This is a genomic window from Rhizobium sp. RU36D, assembly GCF_900176345.1.
GTDB lineage: Bacteria > Pseudomonadota > Alphaproteobacteria > Rhizobiales > Rhizobiaceae > Allorhizobium.
Genome location: NZ_FWXU01000015.1, coordinates 80946 through 97816, shown reverse-complemented (window position 1 = coordinate 97816; position 16871 = coordinate 80946). Strand labels below are relative to the sequence as shown.

Below are 16871 nucleotides of genomic sequence, written 5' to 3'. Positions count from 1 at the left end.
CAAGGCGTCGGGGCCTTCCCGGCGCCTTTCGATTGGGATAGACAAAGCGCCGTTCCGTGCGGCGGAGGAGAGGTTTTAGAATGACGAGCTATGTATTGACGGTGTCCTGCAAGTCCACACGCGGCATCGTTGCGGCGATCTCTGGCTATCTCGCGGAAAAGGGCTGCAACATCGTTGACAGTTCCCAGTTCGATGACCTGGACACCGGCAAATTCTTCATGCGCGTCAGCTTCATCTCCGAGGCAGGGGCAACCGGCGACCAGATCGTTGAAGGCTTCAAGCCGATCGGCGACAAATTCGACATGACCTACGAGTTTCATGACGCCACCAAGCGCATGAAGGTTCTGCTGATGGTCTCGCGCTTCGGCCATTGCCTGAACGACCTGCTCTACCGCTGGAAGATCGGCGCCCTGCCGATCGATATCGTCGGCGTGGTTTCCAACCATTTCGACTATCAGAAGGTGGTGGTGAACCACGATATCCCTTTCCACCACATCCCAGTCACCAAGGCCAACAAGCCGCAGGCGGAAGCGCGGATCATGGAAGTCGCCGAGCAGAGCGGCACCGAACTCATCGTGCTGGCGCGCTACATGCAGATCCTGTCGGATAACATGTGCCAGAAGATGTCCGGCAAGATCATCAACATCCACCACTCATTCCTGCCGAGCTTCAAGGGCGCCAACCCCTACAAGCAGGCCTATGAGCGTGGGGTAAAGCTGATCGGCGCCACGGCCCACTACGTCACCGCCGACCTCGACGAAGGCCCGATCATCGAGCAGGACATCGCCCGCATCACCCATGCGCAGTCTGCGGAAGACTACGTCTCGATCGGCCGTGACGTGGAGAGCCAGGTGCTGGCCCGCGCCATCCACGCCCACATCCATCACCGCACCTTCATCAACGGCAACCGCACCGTCGTCTTCCCGGCAAGCCCTGGCTCCTACGCCTCCGAACGCATGGGATAATCGCTCCGGTTGACTGTCGCGCCCATCCTTCGGGATGGACGCGCTGAAATCCTTTGCTAATGTCGCTCTTGAAACGAGTCGCAAGGGAGTGCGCCCATGCCTGATTCCGACCATTTGAAGCGTATGGAACTGGCGAGGCCGAAACTTTCCCTCGAAGATGCCATCGCGCTTCTCAAGGAACATTACGGACGCGAAGGCAGCGTCAGCGAACTCGGCAGCCAGCAGGACAGGAATTTTCTGCTGGCGACGACCGAAGGCAATTATGTCCTGAAGGTCTGCCACGCCTCCTATGCCACGGTCGAACTGGAAGCGCAGAATGCCGCCATGCGCCATCTCGGGGCATTGGGGGCGCCGGCCGTACCCGTGCCCGTTGCAGCACTGAACGGGGATGAGATCCTGCCGCTGGAGATCGATGGCGAGGCTCTGCAGATTCGCCTCCTGACCTTCCTCGATGGTGAACAGCTAACCCGCCAGAAATATCTCGGTACCGACATCGTCGCGGCCATGGGCTCCATCTGCGCGCGCACGGCGCTGGGACTCGCCAATTTCGAGCATGCGGGCCTCGACCGAACGCTGCAATGGGATCTGCGCCGTGCCGGTCCTGTCGCGCTGCAACTGCTGGCGACGATCTCGGACCATGGGAAGCGGGACCGGATCGCCAAGTCGATGATCGCGGCCGTGAAGCGCCTTCATCCTCTCGCCCCGCAATTGCGCGTCCAAGCGATCCATGACGACGTCACCGACGACAATGTCGTGGCGCTGCCGGATGGCCGCGGCGGCTACCTGCCCTTCGGCGTCATTGATTTCGGCGACATCATGCGCGGCTGGCTGGTCGCCGATATCGCCGTTACCTGTGCCTCGCTGCTGCATCACGCCGATGGCGATCCCTTCTTCGTGCTTCCCGCGATCAGGGCCTTTCACGATGTCTATCCGCTACATCAGGAAGAGCTGAAGGCGCTCTGGCCGCTGATCGTCGCCCGCGCCGGCATCCTCGTGGCCAGCAGCGAGCGACAACTGGCGATCGAGCCCGACAATGCCTATGTCGCCGGCAATATCGATCATGAATGGACGATCTTCGACACGGCCACATCGGTTCCTTATTCCCTGATGGAGACGGCGATCCTGTCGGCCGTGGCAGACGAGCCCGTGGAATACCCACCGGTCCCGACATCGCCGCTGATGCCGGATATCGAGCCTGATATCATCGGCGTTGCGGATCTCTCGGTGCAAAGCCTCGATTTCAACAATGACAACTGGTCAGACCCGGAAATCGACTGGAAACTTCTGGCCGCCGCGGCAGGCGATACGGGCATAGCCACCACGCGCTACGGCGAATATCGCCTCTCCTACACCAAGACACTCTCCCCTCGGGCGCCCGCCACCTATGCCCTGCATATCGATATGTGCCTGCCGGCCGGCACGCGCGTGGTGGCACCCTTCGCGGGAACCGTGTTGATGCGGGGGCACCATCTGGTTCTCGTCTCCCCGGATTTCTGCCTGCATATCGACGGGCTGGACTGTCCGCTTGATGCTGGCGATGCGATTGAGCAAGGAGAACCCCTTGGCGTCATTGCAGGCGAGACCGGAGCAATAGGCGGTCTGCGCCTTCAGCTCTGCCGCGATCCGGATCTGGTGCCGCCATTGTTCTCGCGGCCGGAACATGCGCAGGCGTGGTCGGTGATCTGCCCGTCTCCGTCGCCGTTGTTCGGCGTGGATGTCTCAGCACCCGAGCCAGAGACGGCCGCACTTCTTCAGCGCCGGCGTCAGGCCTTTGCGGCATCGCAGAAGTATTATTACGCCGACCCTCCACAGATCGAACGTGGCTGGCAGGAACATCTCTTCGATGTGACCGGCCGCGCCTACCTCGACATGGTCAACAACGTGACCACGGTCGGTCACGGCCATGCCCGCATTGCGCGCGCCGCCGGTCGGCAATGGGCCATGCTCAACACCAATTCCCGGTTCCATTACGGCATCCTGGCGGAATATTCGGAGCGGCTCGCCGCGCTCGCCCCGGAGGGACTGGATACGGTCTTCCTGGTGAACAGCGGCTCCGAGGCGGTGGATCTGGCTCTGCGCCTTGCCTGGGCGAAATCCGGCAAGCGCAATATCCTGAGCCTGCTGGAGGCCTATCACGGCTGGACGGTGGCAAGCGATGCCGTCTCGACCTCGATTGCGGACAATCCCAATGCGCTGGCCACACGGCCGGGCTGGGTGCATCCGGTGCTCTCGCCCAATGCCTACAGGGGCATGTTCCGCGGCGGCAATGCCCTCGCCGGCTATGTCGATGCTGTCTCAGCCAAGCTCGATGAGCTGGGCACGGACGATCTCGCGGGCTTTATCAGCGAAAGTGTCTACGGCAATGCCGGCGGCATTCCCCTGCCCCAAGGCTATCTGAAATCTGTCTACGAGATGGTTCGCGCAAGGGGTGGGGTTTGCATAGCCGATGAAGTGCAGGTCGGCTTTGGCAGGCTCGGCCATTACTTCTGGGGTTTCGAGGAACAGGATGTCGTGCCCGACATCATCACCGTGGCCAAGGGCATGGGCAGCGGCCAGCCTCTGGGTGCCGTCATCACCCGTCGGGACATCGCCGACGCTCTTGAGAATGAAGGCTATTTCTTCTCCTCGTCAGGCGGCAGTCCGGTCAGTTGTGCCGTCGGCATGACGGTGCTGGACATCATGCGCGACGAGGCCCTGCAGCAGAATGCCCGCGAGGTAGGCGACCATCTCAAGGAGGGGCTGCAAGCTCTGGGTGACCGTCACGATCTGGTGGGCGCCGTCCACGGCATGGGGCTTTATCTCGGCCTGGAATTCGTCCGGGATCGGGAAACGCTGGAGCCGGCCACCGAGGAAACCGCAGCCATTTGCGAACGGCTGCTCAAGCTCGGCGTCATCATGCAGCCGACCGGCGACCATCTCAACGTGCTGAAAATCAAGCCGCCGCTTTGCCTCAGCCGAGGAAGCGCCGACTTCTTTGTCTCGATGCTGGACAAGGTGCTGAGCGAAGGCTGGTAGGAGCCTGGCTCAGAAGGCCTTGAAGGTCATTGTCGTCAGCGAGCGGACGATGCCGGGCAGGCAGGCAATGTGTTCATTGACGAACCGGCCGATATCCTGCTCGTCTTCGACATAGGCCTTCAAAAGCAGGTCGTATTCCCCCGAGGTGGAATAGAGTTCGGACACCAGTTCCGTCTTGTAAATCGCGTCTGCCACTTCATAGGCCTTGCCGGGTACGCATTGAAGCTGGATGAAGATCGGTTTCATGGTCATGTCCTGAGAAATGCTGCTGGTGTATTTGACCGATTGCAGGCCGTGCTTGCAAGTCCGTTCACGGTAAATCGCGGCCTGATCGCGCCTCGCGAACGATCCACTCGCGGAAGGCCGCAAGTGGCGGATAGCTGGCGCGCTCGCGTGGATAGGCAAGATAGTATCGCTCCGCGCTTTCAATTTCCCGATCAATCGCGGCCACCAGCTCGCCGCGCTGCAACTCCTCCTGGATCAGGAACACCGGCAAGAGGGCCACGCCAAGGCCTGCAATCGCGGCCTGCGCTGCCGTCGCGAACTGGTCGAACAGCATGCCGTGAACGCTGTCGAACTCCACACCGTTCTGCCGCAGCCATTTTTCCCAGGCGTCCGGCCTGGTCGTCAGATGCAGGAGAGGCGCTTTCAGCACATCGGCCGGTTCTTCGATATGGTGCGCCTGCTTGAAGGCGGAGCTGCAGGCCGGCACCGTCGTTTCCGTCATCAGGAATTCCAGGTCTGCCCCGGGCCACACAGCCTGGCCGAAATGAATCGCCGCATCGATGGCATCGAGGCGAAAATCAAACGGCGCAATCCGGGTGACCAGATTGATGGTGATGCCGGCATTCTGCGACAGGAACCGCCCGAGCCGCGGTGCCAGCCAACGGGCGCCGAAGGTCGGCAGAATTGCCAGGTTCAGGGTGCCGCCATGAGGATTGGCCCTGAGATTGAGCGAGGCGCTGGAAATACGCCGCAACGCCTCGCGGATTTCGCGCGCATAGCCGTCCCCCGCTACAGTCAACCGGATCGTCTGGCGCTCGCGAATAAAGAGCTCCACGCCAAGCTGGTCCTCCAGGGCCTTGATCTGCCGGCTGACGGCGCTCTGGGTCAGATGCAGCTCGCGTGCGGCCGCGGTTATGCTGCCGGTGCGGGCGGCCGCCTCGAAGGCGGCAAGCAGGGAAAGCGACGGTAGGAAGCGCCGGGCCGGCAGCATGTTATGCCTCCAATGAATGAACTCTTGAGTTATTATCGCTAGATGGCTGCAAAATCACGCGCTAAGGTTTGCAGCATTGTACAATTTGGAATGACTGGCGTCTGTTATAACCCGGCGGACGGGCCTGTCGAACCGCATGCAATGCCCCGGCGGCGCGCTCGTGCCGCGTCACGCTATCTGGACGATCCACATGCTGAACGATCCTCGCACGCACGGACTTTGGGAAAAGACCGCCCCACCGGCACCGCAAACCCAGCCGTTGGCGGGCAAAATCGAGGCTGATGTGGTGATCGTAGGTGGCGGATATACCGGCCTGTCGGCTGCCTTGCATTTGGCGGAGGCCGGAACCCGTGTCGTGGTGCTGGAGGCAAAGGAAATCGGCTTCGGCGGCGCGGGTCGCAATGTCGGCCTCATCAATGCCGGCATGTGGGTCATGCCGGATGACCTGCCGGGAGAACTAGGTCCTGTGCACGGGGAGCGCCTGCTCGACCTGCTCGGCAATGGCCCCAGAGCCGTGATGGAGATCATCGAGAAGCACCAGATCGCTTGCGAACTCACGAAGAACGGCACCTTGCATTGCGCGGTTGGCGATAGCGGTCGCAAGGAGATCGAAGCGCGCGCCGAGCAATGGCAACGCCGCGGCGCTCCGGTGGAACTGCTTTCGGCTGCCGAGGCTGAGGCACGGATCGGGACATCGGCGTATCAGGGCGCGCTGCTCGACCGGCGTGCGGGCACGCTGCAGCCGCTGGCCTATGCGCGCGGCCTTGCCCATGCTGCCCTGTCTGCCGGCGCAACGCTGCATACCGGCAGCGCCGTCACCGCGGCCGCCCGCAACGGCACCCGCTGGACGATCGACACGACGGAAGGCACCGTCTCGGCCGACTGGCTGATCGTCGCCACCGACGCCTATAGCCACGGCCCCTGGCAGACCGTCAGGGAAGAACAGGTGCACCTACCCTATTTCAACTTCGCGACCGTCCCGCTGACCGACGATCAGCGCCGCAAGATCCTACCGGGCCTGGAAGGCTGCTGGGATACGGTGGAGATCCTGTCGTCTTTCCGCATGGACGCCCGCGGCCGGCTGGTTTTTGGCAGCGTCGGTGCCTTGCGCGGCCCCGGAGCGACGATCCACGAGGCCTGGGCGCGGCGCGCCCTCGCCAAGCTCTTACCCGAGCTTGCCGACATCGACTTCGAAACCGAATGGTACGGCCAGATCGGCATGACCGACAATGCCTTGCCGCGCTTCCATAAGTTCGGCCCGGCGGCAATCGGTTTTTCCGGATACAATGGACGCGGCATCGCCCCGGGCACCGTGTTCGGCAAGGTGCTGGCGAGACATATCCTCGGCCAAATCTCTGAGGAAGAACTGCCTCTTCCCGTCACCGATCCTAAGGCGCCGCCCTTCCGCACAGCCAAGGAAGCATGGTACGAGGCCGGAGCCGCCATTGCGCATTTCGCCGGCGCAAGATTGTAAAGCAGACTTATATTCGGGATGCCGGAACACGGTTTTGTCCCGCGAACGACCAGCCACGAAACGGAAAGACGATCATGACCCTCGCCAATCTCAATCTCGCCGCGGAAGTGAGCACCATCCTCAGCTCGCTCGGCGTTTCCAAGGAAAGCTTGACCGGCGGCACGCTTGAGGTGCGCTCGCCCATCAATGGCGAGGTCATCGGCAAGATCGCCGAAATTTCCGAGGGTGATGCGAAAGCCGCAATCGACAAGGCCCATGCCGCTTTCCTCGAATGGCGCCTGGTACCGGCGCCGAAGCGCGGCGAACTGATCCGCCTGCTGGGCGAGGAGCTGCGCGCCGCCAAGACGGCCCTCGGCAAGCTGGTATCGATCGAAGTCGGCAAGATCGTTTCCGAAGGCCTCGGCGAGGTGCAGGAGATGATCGACATCTGCGATTTCGCGGTTGGCCTGTCACGCCAGCTCTATGGCCTGACGATCGCGACCGAGCGTTCTGAACACCGGATGATGGAAAGCTGGCACCCCCTGGGCGTGACCGGCATCATCTCCGCCTTCAATTTCCCGGTCGCCGTCTGGTCCTGGAATGCGGCGCTGGCACTGGTCTGCGGCAATTCGACGGTATGGAAGCCGTCTGAGAAGACGCCGCTGACGGCCATCGCGACCCAGGCTATCATGGAAAAGGCAATCGCCCGCTTCAAGGCCGAAGGCGGCACGGCCCCTGATAATCTCTCGGTGCTGCTGATCGGTGGCCGCGCCATCGGCGAAGCCCTGGTCGATCATCCCAAGGTTCCGCTCGTCTCGGCCACCGGCTCCACGGCCATGGGTCGTACCGTGGGTCCGCGCCTTGCCGCCCGCTTTGGCCGCGCGATCCTGGAACTCGGCGGCAACAACGCCGCTATCGTCACACCGACTGCCGACCTTGACCTCACCTTGCGCGGCGTGGCCTTCGCTGCCATGGGCACGGCCGGCCAGCGCTGCACCACGCTGCGCCGTCTCTTCGTCCATGAAAGCGTCTACGACACGCTCGTGCCGCGCCTGATCAAGGCCTATGGCTCGGTCAGCGTCGGCAATCCGCTGGAGGCCTCGACCCTGGTCGGTCCGCTGATCGACGGCGGCGCCTATGCCCGCATGCAGAAAGCCCTGGACGAAGCCAAGACCCATGGCGGCAAAGTTTCGGGCGGCGAGCGCCTGTCCAGGGACGAAGCCGGCGACGCCTATTACGTGCGGCCCGCCATTGTCGAGATGCCGGGTCAGGTCGGTCCCGTCTGCGACGAAACCTTCGCCCCGATCCTCTATGTGGTGAAATACAAGGACTTCGACGAGGCTTTGGCTCTGAACAACGACGTGCCGCAAGGCCTGTCGTCGTCGATCTTCACCAATGACATGCGCGAGGCCGAAACCTTCGTGTCACCGCGCGGCTCGGACTGCGGCATCGCCAATGTCAATATCGGCCCCTCCGGCGCCGAAATTGGCGGCGCGTTTGGCGGCGAGAAGGAAACCGGCGGCGGCCGCGAATCCGGATCGGATTCCTGGAAGGCCTATATGCGCCGCGCCACCAACACCATCAATTACGGCCGCACCCTGCCGCTCGCCCAAGGCGTGAAGTTCGACGTCGGCTAACCCTCGTCATCTGTAACGTGCTTTGATCGCCGTGTCTGCCACACCGCAGGCGCGGCGATTTGCGTCATGGCATGGACCAAGGTCCTACTGGTCCGCATGATGGAAATCGGTGAGGATGACGATAGATGGTGGCGGGGGCGTAGCATTGGATATTCACGATCAGTCTGAGGCGATCGCTTTCCTGAGCCAGGCGGCAAGCTATGGCCAGACCGGCACCGTGAGGATCATCGAAACCCATATCTCCGTCGTCTTCCTGGTCGGCGACCGGGCATTCAAGCTGAAGCGCGCCATCAAGCTGCCCTATGTCGATTTCTCCACCTATGAGCTGCGCCACAAGCTCAGCCTGCGGGAAGTGGAACTTAATAGCCGCGCGACACCCGATCTCTATCTCGGCATTCGCCGGATAACCCGGCAGCCGGATGGCAGCCTTGTCTTCGATGGCGCAGGAGAACCTGTCGATGTCGTCGTGGAAATGGCGCGGTTCTCGCAGCACGACCTGTTCGACCGCATGGCCGACGAGGGACGGCTGACACCTGCGCTCATGGAGCAGACGGCCCATATCATCGCCGACTTCCACGCGAAGGCGCCTGTGCTGCACACATGCAGCGGCTCCGCCAATATCGCCGGCGTGCTAGATATCAACGAAGCGGGCTTTGCCACCAGCCATGTTTTCGAACCTGGAAAACTGGCTGATCTGACCTCAGCCTTCCGCGACGCCTGGCGCACCCATGTCGGCCTTCTCGACCGCCGCGAAGCCGAAGGGCATGTTCGCCTCTGTCACGGCGACCTGCACCTGCGCAATATCTATAGGAGCGACGGCGGGCCGCGGCTGTTCGACTGCATCGACTTCAACGACCAGATCGCAACGGTCGATGTGCTCTACGACCTCGCCTTTCTGCTGATGGACCTGTGGCATCGCGGCTTGCCGGATCTCGCCAATCTCGCCATGAACCGCTATCTCGACCAGACCGGCGATGACGCCGGCTTTGGCCTTCTGCCCCTCTTCATGGCCGTGCGAGCCGCCGTCCGCGCCCATGTGACGGGCACGCAAATCGAAGAAATGGCCGATACCGACGGCCGGATGACCAAAGCTGCGAAGGCCTATTTCGATTTTGCGGCGGATCTCCTGAAGCCATCACAGCCCCGGCTGATCGCCATCGGCGGCTTCAGCGGCACGGGCAAATCGACCCTAGCCGAAGCCCTGGTGCCCCGGATCGGCCAGCCGCCAGGCGCCCGCATTCTCGAAAGCGACCGCCTTCGCAAGGCGCTATACGCCACCGAACTCTCCACGCGTCTGCCGCTGGAAGCCTATCAGCCTGACGTCTCTGCCAAGGTCTACGCGCTGATGCGCGACAAGGCACGCAGCCTGCTCACCAGCGGCGGTACAGTCATCGTCAACGCCGTCTTTGACCGGCCGCAAGAGCGTGCGGAAATCCAGAGAGTTGCCCGCGAGGCCGGGGCTTCGTTTGATGGGGTGTGGCTGAAGGCCGATCCCGAGACCCTACGCCGAAGGATACTGGCTCGGCCGCAGGGCGCCTCGGATGCAACGGTGGATGTGCTGGAGAAGCAGTTGCAAAAGGATATCGCCGACCTGACTTGGCATGAGGTAGATGCCGGGCAGACAATGGCGGCGGTCTTGGCCGCAGTCGAACGGCTTATGATGGCTTGAACTGAAGCGGCCTCATTCTTGGAAGGTCTACATGCGGTTGACGCGAATGTACATGTTGACCTAAGTCGCCGCGCCTTGATCACAATTTTAACTTTCTAAGAGGAAACGTGAGCGTCATTTATGCCTTTGATAAATACGAGTGCTATTTGAATACGAATGCCTGAGTAAAAGAGCCTCCGCCATTCGGAGGTACGGGCAGCGGCGATGAGCGGTGTATAATAGATACTGCCGCTGCGTTTAGATCTGAATCTCCAGTCGAGCTTTTGGCCGCAACCGAGGTAATATTTCCTGCACCGTCGTAGGAAAAACTAATCGTAACAGTTACAGAATCACGAATGTTTTTGTTAACAGATTTGACACGACGGCGAATGTGGGCAGATACTTTTGCTTTCCAATCAGCAGGCTTCATAGAACTACCACGGCCGGCGCTGGTCTGCTGCGCCGCCGTCCTGTTGGACTGCTGCACCTCGGCCTTTGCCACCTGCGCTGCCTTGGAGGCCGGCGGTGGCGGTGGCGGCTTCTTCGCTACCTTCTTTTCCGGCTTTTTCTTCTCGACCTTCTTTTCCGGCACCTTCTGTGGCTCCGGCGGTGGCGGCCGCATGATCGGCAGCGGCACCTCGACATTCTCAAGCGCGGCCGTCACCTGCTCTTCGATCGGCTCGATCTCCTCGATAGGCTCGGCGATGTCTGGCGGCGGGATCACCGGCGCCTCGGGCGGAAGCTCCATCAAGGGCTCGGGCATCGGCTCCGGCACGCTTTCAGTGACAGGTTCCGGATCGGGCTCAATGACGGGTTCGGCCATCTCAGGTGGCGGAATGACCGGCGGCTCCGGCGGAAGCTCCATAATCGGTTGCGGCAGCGGCTCGATCGCCGCCGACTGGACCTCTTCGGACTCCACGACGTCAGATGTTATCTGCTGCTCTTCGACGATGACCGCCTCTGGCTCCGGTGCCAGCTCGATCATGATCGCCGCCGGCGGTGAATCGTCGGCCATCACGGCCTCCGGTTCCTGAAGCATCAGCGCGACCGCATAGGCATGGGCGGCAAACACCACCAAAGCGGCAGAGGACCACAACGCGACCTCACCAATCCGGGCCGCCCGGCTGCGCCGAAATCCGTCTGACGTGCTCATGGCGTTGCTCCTGTCGCCGGTGCAGCCTCTTCCGACGCGGGCGCCGCGGCCGCAGGCGGCTGCGGCAGCGTCTCCAGGCCGACAAGCGCGATCTTCAGGTATCCCGCGTTCCGCAGGAGGTTCATGACCTCCATGAAGGCGCCGTAGTCCACGGCCTTGTCAGCCCTCAGGAAGATGCGCGCATCCTTGTTGCCCTGGGTCAGAGCATCGAGATCCTGTCCGAGCATCTCACGCTGCACGGTTTCATTGCCGAGCGCCAGGCTCATATCCGCCTGCAGGGTAACGTAGACAGGCTCGTCCGGGCGCTTCGCCGGCGTGGCGGAAGAGGCAGGCAAGTCGACATTGATGTCCACGGTGGACAGCGGCGCGGCCACCATAAAGATGATCAGAAGCACCAGCATCACATCGATGAACGGCGTGACATTGATCTCGTGGTTCTCGGCGAGATCGTCGTCTCCGTGATTTTCCCTGATGCCTCCGGCCATGGGCTCACTCCGTGACGAGCTTGATCTTGGGGTTGTTGCGGGCCTCGACCGGGATCTTGCGGAAATCCAGGTCTCGGCTCACCAGGCGTTCAATGCCGGCCGCCGCATCGGCAAGCGATTGGCGATAGGCGGTCACAGAGCGCGCGAACACGTTGTATATGATGACGGCGGGGATAGCGGCCACGAGGCCGATCGCCGTGGCGAGCAAGGCCTCGGCAATGCCGGGCGCAACGACGGCAAGATTGGTGGTCTGCGATTCCGAGATGCCGATGAACGAGTTCATGATGCCCCAGACGGTGCCGAACAGGCCGACGAAAGGAGCGGTCGAACCGATGGTGGCAAGCACGCCGGTGCCCTTCGACATGCCGCGCCCAGCCCGCACCTCGATACGGTTCAGCGCAGAACCGACGCGCTCCTTCACGCCCTCGCCGCCTGCATGGTCGATCGCGGCATCGGAAAGTCTGACTTCGTGGGCAGCGACGCGCACCATGGATGCCACCGTGCCGCCGCGCTGTCCCAGAACCTCAAGCGCACCGGCCAGCGAGCGAGCCGTGGTGACGGCCTTGATGCCTTTCGCCGCCCGCGCCTTGGCGCCGGTCAGTTGCAGCGTCTTGGCGATCCAGACGGTCCAGGTGACAAGCGAGGCGAAAATCAGGGAGAGCATCACGCCCTTCACCACCCAGTCTGCAGCCAGGAACATGCCGATCGGCGAGAGATCATGGGGCAGGTTTTCGTTCCGCTCCGGCAACAGGCCAGGCACGTAGCTCTCGATCAAGGCTTCCATGCCGCTTGGTTCATCCGCAATCGGCTGCAGCTGCGTTTCCGCCGGGGTCAAGCTCTGCTGGCTCGGCGGCGCAAGCTGCACCGGCTGACCGGGCTGGCCTTCCGGTAGAGTGACTGCCGGAGAGGCCGGAGCCTGAGCCTGGGTGGCGCCAGGAGCAGCCTGGGCGCCCGCATCAGAGGACGCCGCCACACCGGGAGCCGGATCGGCAGGCGCCGCGGGCGAGGCCGAGGTCTGCGGTACGGCGGGCAGAGCTGATGACGCGGCAGGCTGCGAGGCCTGAGGCGGTGCAGGCATTGCCTGGGGTTCCGCAGGCGGAGCGACCGCAGCGCCGTCTGCGTTGGCCGGCGTCACCACGCGATCCGTTGTCGGCGCAGGGAGTGATCCTGGAGATACCTGCTGCGTGGGAGCAACCGTCTCGCCCTGCTGCGCGGAGACATCCGCGCTCGCATAGACAAAGGTGGCCAGTGCTACCGCCAAAATGGAAGGTCCCGAATGGCGTTGAAGCATTGGGAGCTCCTTTTAAGTCAGACATTGAACAGAAACCGCGATCCCGGAGGCCGCCGGAGCGTCGGCGGGATCACGTCACGCATTTCTCTTCGATATTTAACCTGACTTATTTTGACAAGTAATATTATGGCTTATGCCACAAAAAATTGAGAAGTCTTGTCTACTTCAGCTCCTCGACGATGTCGGGGAAGAGCCGCTGATAGGCTTCACCATAGGTCATGGCCCGGCCGGAATTGCGCCCGCCTTGCATGCCGCGATTCAGCGCGACCCGGGTGTAATAGTCCCAGAGGTGCTTTTGCGCGGCCAGGATCTCGAAGGCCTTGCGCTTGGTTTCCCAGACATCATCGATGTTGAGAATGACATTCGGCTTGTAATCGCATTGTTCCGGCTGGTGCGGCTCGAACAGGAAGACCGGCGGCGCGGTATAGGCTCGCGTCGGATCCGGCTTGTGGCCCGCCGCCTGGGCAATGACGCGCGCCTCCTGGGCCAGATGCGTGGCCAGCGGATGATCGAAATTGTAGGGGTCGTGCAGCGAGTGCGTGAGCACGAAAGCCGGTTTCACCTCGCGATAGATATCGACAAGCCGATCCAGCATGGCTTCACTGGACCTCAGCGGGTAGTCGCCGGCATCGAAGAACTCGATTTCAGCCCCCAGAATAGCGGCCGCCCGTTCCGCCTCGTCGCGCCGCTGCGCCTTCACGTCTTCCAGTTTCACGCCGGCCTGCTTCCAGGCAAACTGGCTTTCACCGCGCTCGCCATAGGAAAGGCAGGCTATCTTCATGCGATAGCCCTTGCGCGCGTGGAGAGCGATTGCGCCCCCTGCCCGCCAGACAAAATCACCCGGATGGGCCGTGATCACGAGACCCGATTTCTGTTCCATGAGACTTCCTCCATTGATGGATCCGGCAAACGCCTGGGATCCTTGCGATGCGTCTAAAATTGCGAGCGGGCGAAGACTGTGCCGTCGAACAGGGCCCGGGCCGTTCGCAACAGCCCCGCAGAAGCCACCTTGGGGTTATCCTCGGACCCTTCCAGCACCAGCCGGACACTGAATTCGCCGGTCGGATGCTCGACGCTGATCGTCTTGTCCTGCCCCGGATCAAGCCGTGCCACGCGATGCGCCGGCGAGCCCGGCAGCACACAGGCCGTCGCCACCGTGACGGCAGCAAAGACGCCGATCGCGGAATGGCATTCATGCGGAATAAAGCTGCGGGTCGAGACATGGCCACCGGCCGTCGGTGCGGATACCAAGGCGATCTTCGGCACCACCTTGCCCGAGACGTCGCCCAGGTTCATCAGCGGGCCGGCGGCAAGCCGGATGCGCTCCAGCCGCGCCTTGAGTTCGGTGTCCTTGTCCAGTTGATCGCGCGGCTCCTGCCCGGTCCGCCCGACGGATTCCGCCGCCAGCACAATCACCGGCATGCCATTGTCGATCAGCGTGGCCTCCACGCCATCGACCAGATCTACGGCGTTGCCGGTTGGCAGAAGCGATCCGCACATCGATCCCGCCGCATCGCGAAAGTCAATACTGACTGGGGCGGAGGTTCCCGGCACACCATCGATCCGCGCATCACCATCATAGCGAACCCGCCGACCAGGGGTCTGAACCTCCAGTTCCGCCACTGTGCCTGTATTGATCGTGCGCACCACGACACGGGTGGTGCCATCCGTCGCCTCCACGAGACCGCGCTCGATGGCAAAGGGCGCGACGCCAGCCAGAATGTTTCCGCAATTCGGCGAGGTATCGACCACGGGCTTGTCGACCACCACCTGGCAGAAGAGAAAATCGATGTCGCAGCCAGGCTCAGTCGAACGGGAGACGATGGCCACCTTGCTGGTGAGGGGATGCGCGCCACCCACGCCATCCACCTGTCGCGGATCGGGCGAGCCCATCACTTCCAGGAGAAGCCTGTCCCGGCTTTCCAAATCGGAGGGAAGATCCTCAGCCAGAAAATAGGCGCCCTTGGATGTCCCGCCTCGCATCAGCATGCAACGAATGCCGGTTTGCATTTTCAAATCCTCCCATTTCGATGCGCGGGCGATCAACCCTTACCGTTCGCCAAAGCGCCCTGCTCCTGCCGATCGGCAACAGCTCGCGCGAGGCCGCTTTCGAAGCCCATTTCCGCCAGCATGTCGGCCGCCTCCCGCATCTCCGCGGCGCGCCGTATTCCGTGACGTGCGACACGCTCGCCCATCGCGGCCGCCAGTTGAGGCCAGTCAATGGATGGAAATGTCTCGGCCAGGCTGGCATAGACAGCTTTTTCAACGCCCGCCTTTTTTGCCGCAGCAGCGCAGTCCGATATCAGGGCCTCCAGCCCCTTGATCATAATGCTGCGGCAGAGTTTGGTGGCCGAGGCTTCGCCGATTTCGGTCGCAACGGGCGTGATGTTCATGCCAAGCGGATTGAGCTTTTCTGCAAGCTCGACCGCGCGCACCCCACCACCCAGAATCGGCACGGCAAGCTTGGGCGCCAGCACGGCTGCCATGACAGCCCCCTCGACATAGCTGCCGCCCTTGGCCGTGATATGAGCGGCGGCCCGGCGCTTGGTGTTGGGCGAAGCGGAGTTGACGTCAAAGAAGATCTGCTCAGGGGATAGATAGGTTGCCGCGTCCTGCGCAACCGCCTCGCACTGATCAGCCGTGACAGCCGACAACACCACATCCGCGCCCGCTGCGGCGAGAGCCGCCTTGCCCGCAGCCTCCACGCCCAGGCTCTCCGCGCGCTGATGCAGCACCTCGTTGCGACCGAAGGCAATGTCGAAGGCAGATATCGAAACGCCAGAATTCTGGAGAAAACCGGCGGCAAAGGTCTGGCCCACCTCGCCAAAGCCGATCAATGCAATCTTCATATCCGTCATCCCTCCGCACTGGAGGGGCACCATGACCGAAAGAATTCATGCAATCAAATGATAGAATTTTCAGATTTGATGAACCGAGATCATGATTTTCCCGCTGCAACTGCGCGCGCTTTATCTTCCCGGAACTCCCGTTGGACCAGTTCCCGCAATCTGTCGGCCGGTGGACTGAGCGGCACGCCGCGACGGGTCAGGATGCCGATGGTCCTGCTAACCGAGGGGTTTCGGATCGGCACGCCAACGATGCCCGACGCCTCGCTGCCGGCAAGCGCGCCTTCCGGCAAGACCGTCACGCCCAGACCGGCCTTGACCATATTGACCGCCGTGGCGATGTGGCGAACCTCATAGCGCCACAAGAGGCTCTCGCGGCGGGAGCCCAAGGCATCGTCGATCAGGATGCGATTGCCAGTCAGCGTTCCGACGCGAATGAGCGGCATGGCTTCGATATCTTGCCAGGTCACGGTCGCCTGCACCGCCAAGGGGCTGGAGGCCTGGCATGCCACGACGAAATTCTCCTTGAACAGCGGCGTGATCTCCAGATCCGGCGAGGTCGAGGAGACGATCGAAATGCCGAATTCAACCTCTCCCAGCCGCACATGCTCGGTAATCTCTGTGGCGGAATGGTCAAGGATGCGCACACGTACCCCGCCGAAGGAGGCAAGGAAACTGTCGAGGATGCGCGGTAGCATGTAGGAGGCAAGCGTCGGCAGGCAGGCAATCGCCACATGCTCCTGGCCCTCATGTCCGCGCAGCCTAAGCTCGTCCAGCGAGGATGCCATGTCGTCCATCAGCCGCCGTGCCTTGGGCAGCAATTCCAAACCCGCGGGTGTGAGGGAAACCTGGCGCGTGGTCCGCGCCAGCAGCTTGAGCCCCAGATCCTCCTCAAGCTTGCGGATGCGATGGCTGAGCGCCGTTTGCGACAGGTTGAGCGAGGCGGCCGCCCGGTGGAAGCTGCCACGCTCGGCAATGCTGAGAAACGCTTCCAGCCCTAGAAAATCGATGCGCATTCTGCCCACTCATGAACCAATTCGATGAATTGTGACCATTGGGCATTTTGGCGCAAGAGGCATAGCGGCAGAAACCGGCCTTCTTTCGTGTTGCAAGCCCGTGCATTGATCGTTGTCAAAGCGCGCCAGCCAAGCCGGGCCTAGCT

14 protein-coding genes are annotated in these 16871 nt (G+C 62.3%); 5 read left to right on the top strand and 9 right to left on the bottom strand.

Annotation, left to right across the window (positions count from 1 at the left end; translation table 11 throughout):
- Window positions 1-80 precede the first annotated feature (80 nt).
- Together purU and B9A97_RS18050 are read left to right on the top strand one after the other, a co-directional pair.
- Window positions 81-965, top strand: coding sequence for a formyltetrahydrofolate deformylase (gene purU, locus B9A97_RS18055; protein WP_084366756.1), 885 nt, complete (start codon window positions 81-83; stop codon window positions 963-965).
- A gap of 96 nt (window positions 966-1061) precedes the next feature.
- The gene (locus B9A97_RS18050; RefSeq protein ID WP_084366755.1) at window positions 1062-3980 is read left to right on the top strand and encodes an aminotransferase; all 2919 of its coding nucleotides are present in this window, start codon (window positions 1062-1064) and stop codon (window positions 3978-3980) included.
- A gap of 9 nt (window positions 3981-3989) precedes the next feature.
- Here the strand turns inward: B9A97_RS18050 and B9A97_RS18045 are convergent, their stop codons facing one another.
- Entirely contained in the window at window positions 3990-4226 is a 237-nt protein-coding gene (locus B9A97_RS18045; protein ID WP_084366754.1) for an Lrp/AsnC ligand binding domain-containing protein, read from the bottom strand.
- A gap of 64 nt (window positions 4227-4290) precedes the next feature.
- Window positions 4291-5196 (bottom strand): LysR family transcriptional regulator, encoded by a 906-nt coding sequence (locus B9A97_RS18040; protein ID WP_084366753.1) that lies wholly within the window; start codon window positions 5194-5196, stop codon window positions 4291-4293.
- 190 nt (window positions 5197-5386) lie between these two features.
- Here B9A97_RS18040 and B9A97_RS18035 point away from each other — a divergent pair, with 190 nt between their 5' ends.
- The 3 genes from B9A97_RS18035 to B9A97_RS18025 all read left to right on the top strand — a co-directional run bounded on the left by B9A97_RS18035 (window position 5387) and on the right by B9A97_RS18025 (window position 9955).
- The gene (locus B9A97_RS18035; protein WP_084366752.1) at window positions 5387-6670 is read left to right on the top strand and encodes an NAD(P)/FAD-dependent oxidoreductase; all 1284 of its coding nucleotides are present in this window, start codon (window positions 5387-5389) and stop codon (window positions 6668-6670) included.
- A 74-nt stretch (window positions 6671-6744) separates the two neighbouring features.
- Window positions 6745-8286: an L-piperidine-6-carboxylate dehydrogenase gene (locus tag B9A97_RS18030; RefSeq protein WP_084366751.1), complete on the top strand. Its 1542-nt coding sequence runs from the start codon at window positions 6745-6747 to the stop codon at window positions 8284-8286.
- 145 nt (window positions 8287-8431) lie between these two features.
- Window positions 8432-9955 carry a bifunctional aminoglycoside phosphotransferase/ATP-binding protein gene (locus tag B9A97_RS18025; RefSeq protein WP_244564276.1) on the top strand — a complete coding sequence of 508 codons (1524 nt, stop codon included), beginning with the start codon at window positions 8432-8434 and terminating at the stop codon, window positions 9953-9955.
- A gap of 142 nt (window positions 9956-10097) precedes the next feature.
- Here B9A97_RS18025 and B9A97_RS18020 read toward each other — a convergent pair whose 3' ends face one another.
- From B9A97_RS18020 to B9A97_RS17990, 7 genes are all read right to left on the bottom strand, one after another.
- Window positions 10098-11087 (bottom strand): TonB family protein, encoded by a 990-nt coding sequence (locus B9A97_RS18020; protein WP_084366749.1) that lies wholly within the window; start codon window positions 11085-11087, stop codon window positions 10098-10100.
- Window positions 11084-11572: a TonB system transport protein ExbD gene (exbD, locus tag B9A97_RS18015; RefSeq protein ID WP_084366748.1), complete on the bottom strand. Its 489-nt coding sequence runs from the start codon at window positions 11570-11572 to the stop codon at window positions 11084-11086. Before exbD ends, B9A97_RS18020 begins: the two co-directional genes overlap by 4 nt.
- Window positions 11573-11576: 4 nt before the next feature.
- A complete protein-coding gene (gene exbB / locus B9A97_RS18010) occupies window positions 11577-12863 on the bottom strand; it encodes a tonB-system energizer ExbB (RefSeq protein WP_143530571.1) in 1287 nt (428 codons plus the stop codon).
- A 160-nt stretch (window positions 12864-13023) separates the two neighbouring features.
- Window positions 13024-13743, bottom strand: a complete 720-nt coding sequence (locus B9A97_RS18005) for a PIG-L deacetylase family protein (RefSeq protein WP_084366747.1) — start codon at window positions 13741-13743, stop codon at window positions 13024-13026.
- Window positions 13744-13796: 53 nt separating this feature from the next.
- Window positions 13797-14873: a 4-oxalomesaconate tautomerase gene (locus B9A97_RS18000; protein ID WP_084366805.1), complete on the bottom strand. Its 1077-nt coding sequence runs from the start codon at window positions 14871-14873 to the stop codon at window positions 13797-13799.
- A gap of 32 nt (window positions 14874-14905) precedes the next feature.
- Window positions 14906-15712 carry an NAD(P)-dependent oxidoreductase gene (locus B9A97_RS17995; RefSeq protein WP_179145329.1) on the bottom strand — a complete coding sequence of 269 codons (807 nt, stop codon included), beginning with the start codon at window positions 15710-15712 and terminating at the stop codon, window positions 14906-14908.
- Between the two features lie 89 nt (window positions 15713-15801).
- Entirely contained in the window at window positions 15802-16725 is a 924-nt protein-coding gene (locus B9A97_RS17990; protein WP_084366745.1) for a LysR family transcriptional regulator, read from the bottom strand.
- Window positions 16726-16871 lie beyond the last annotated feature (146 nt).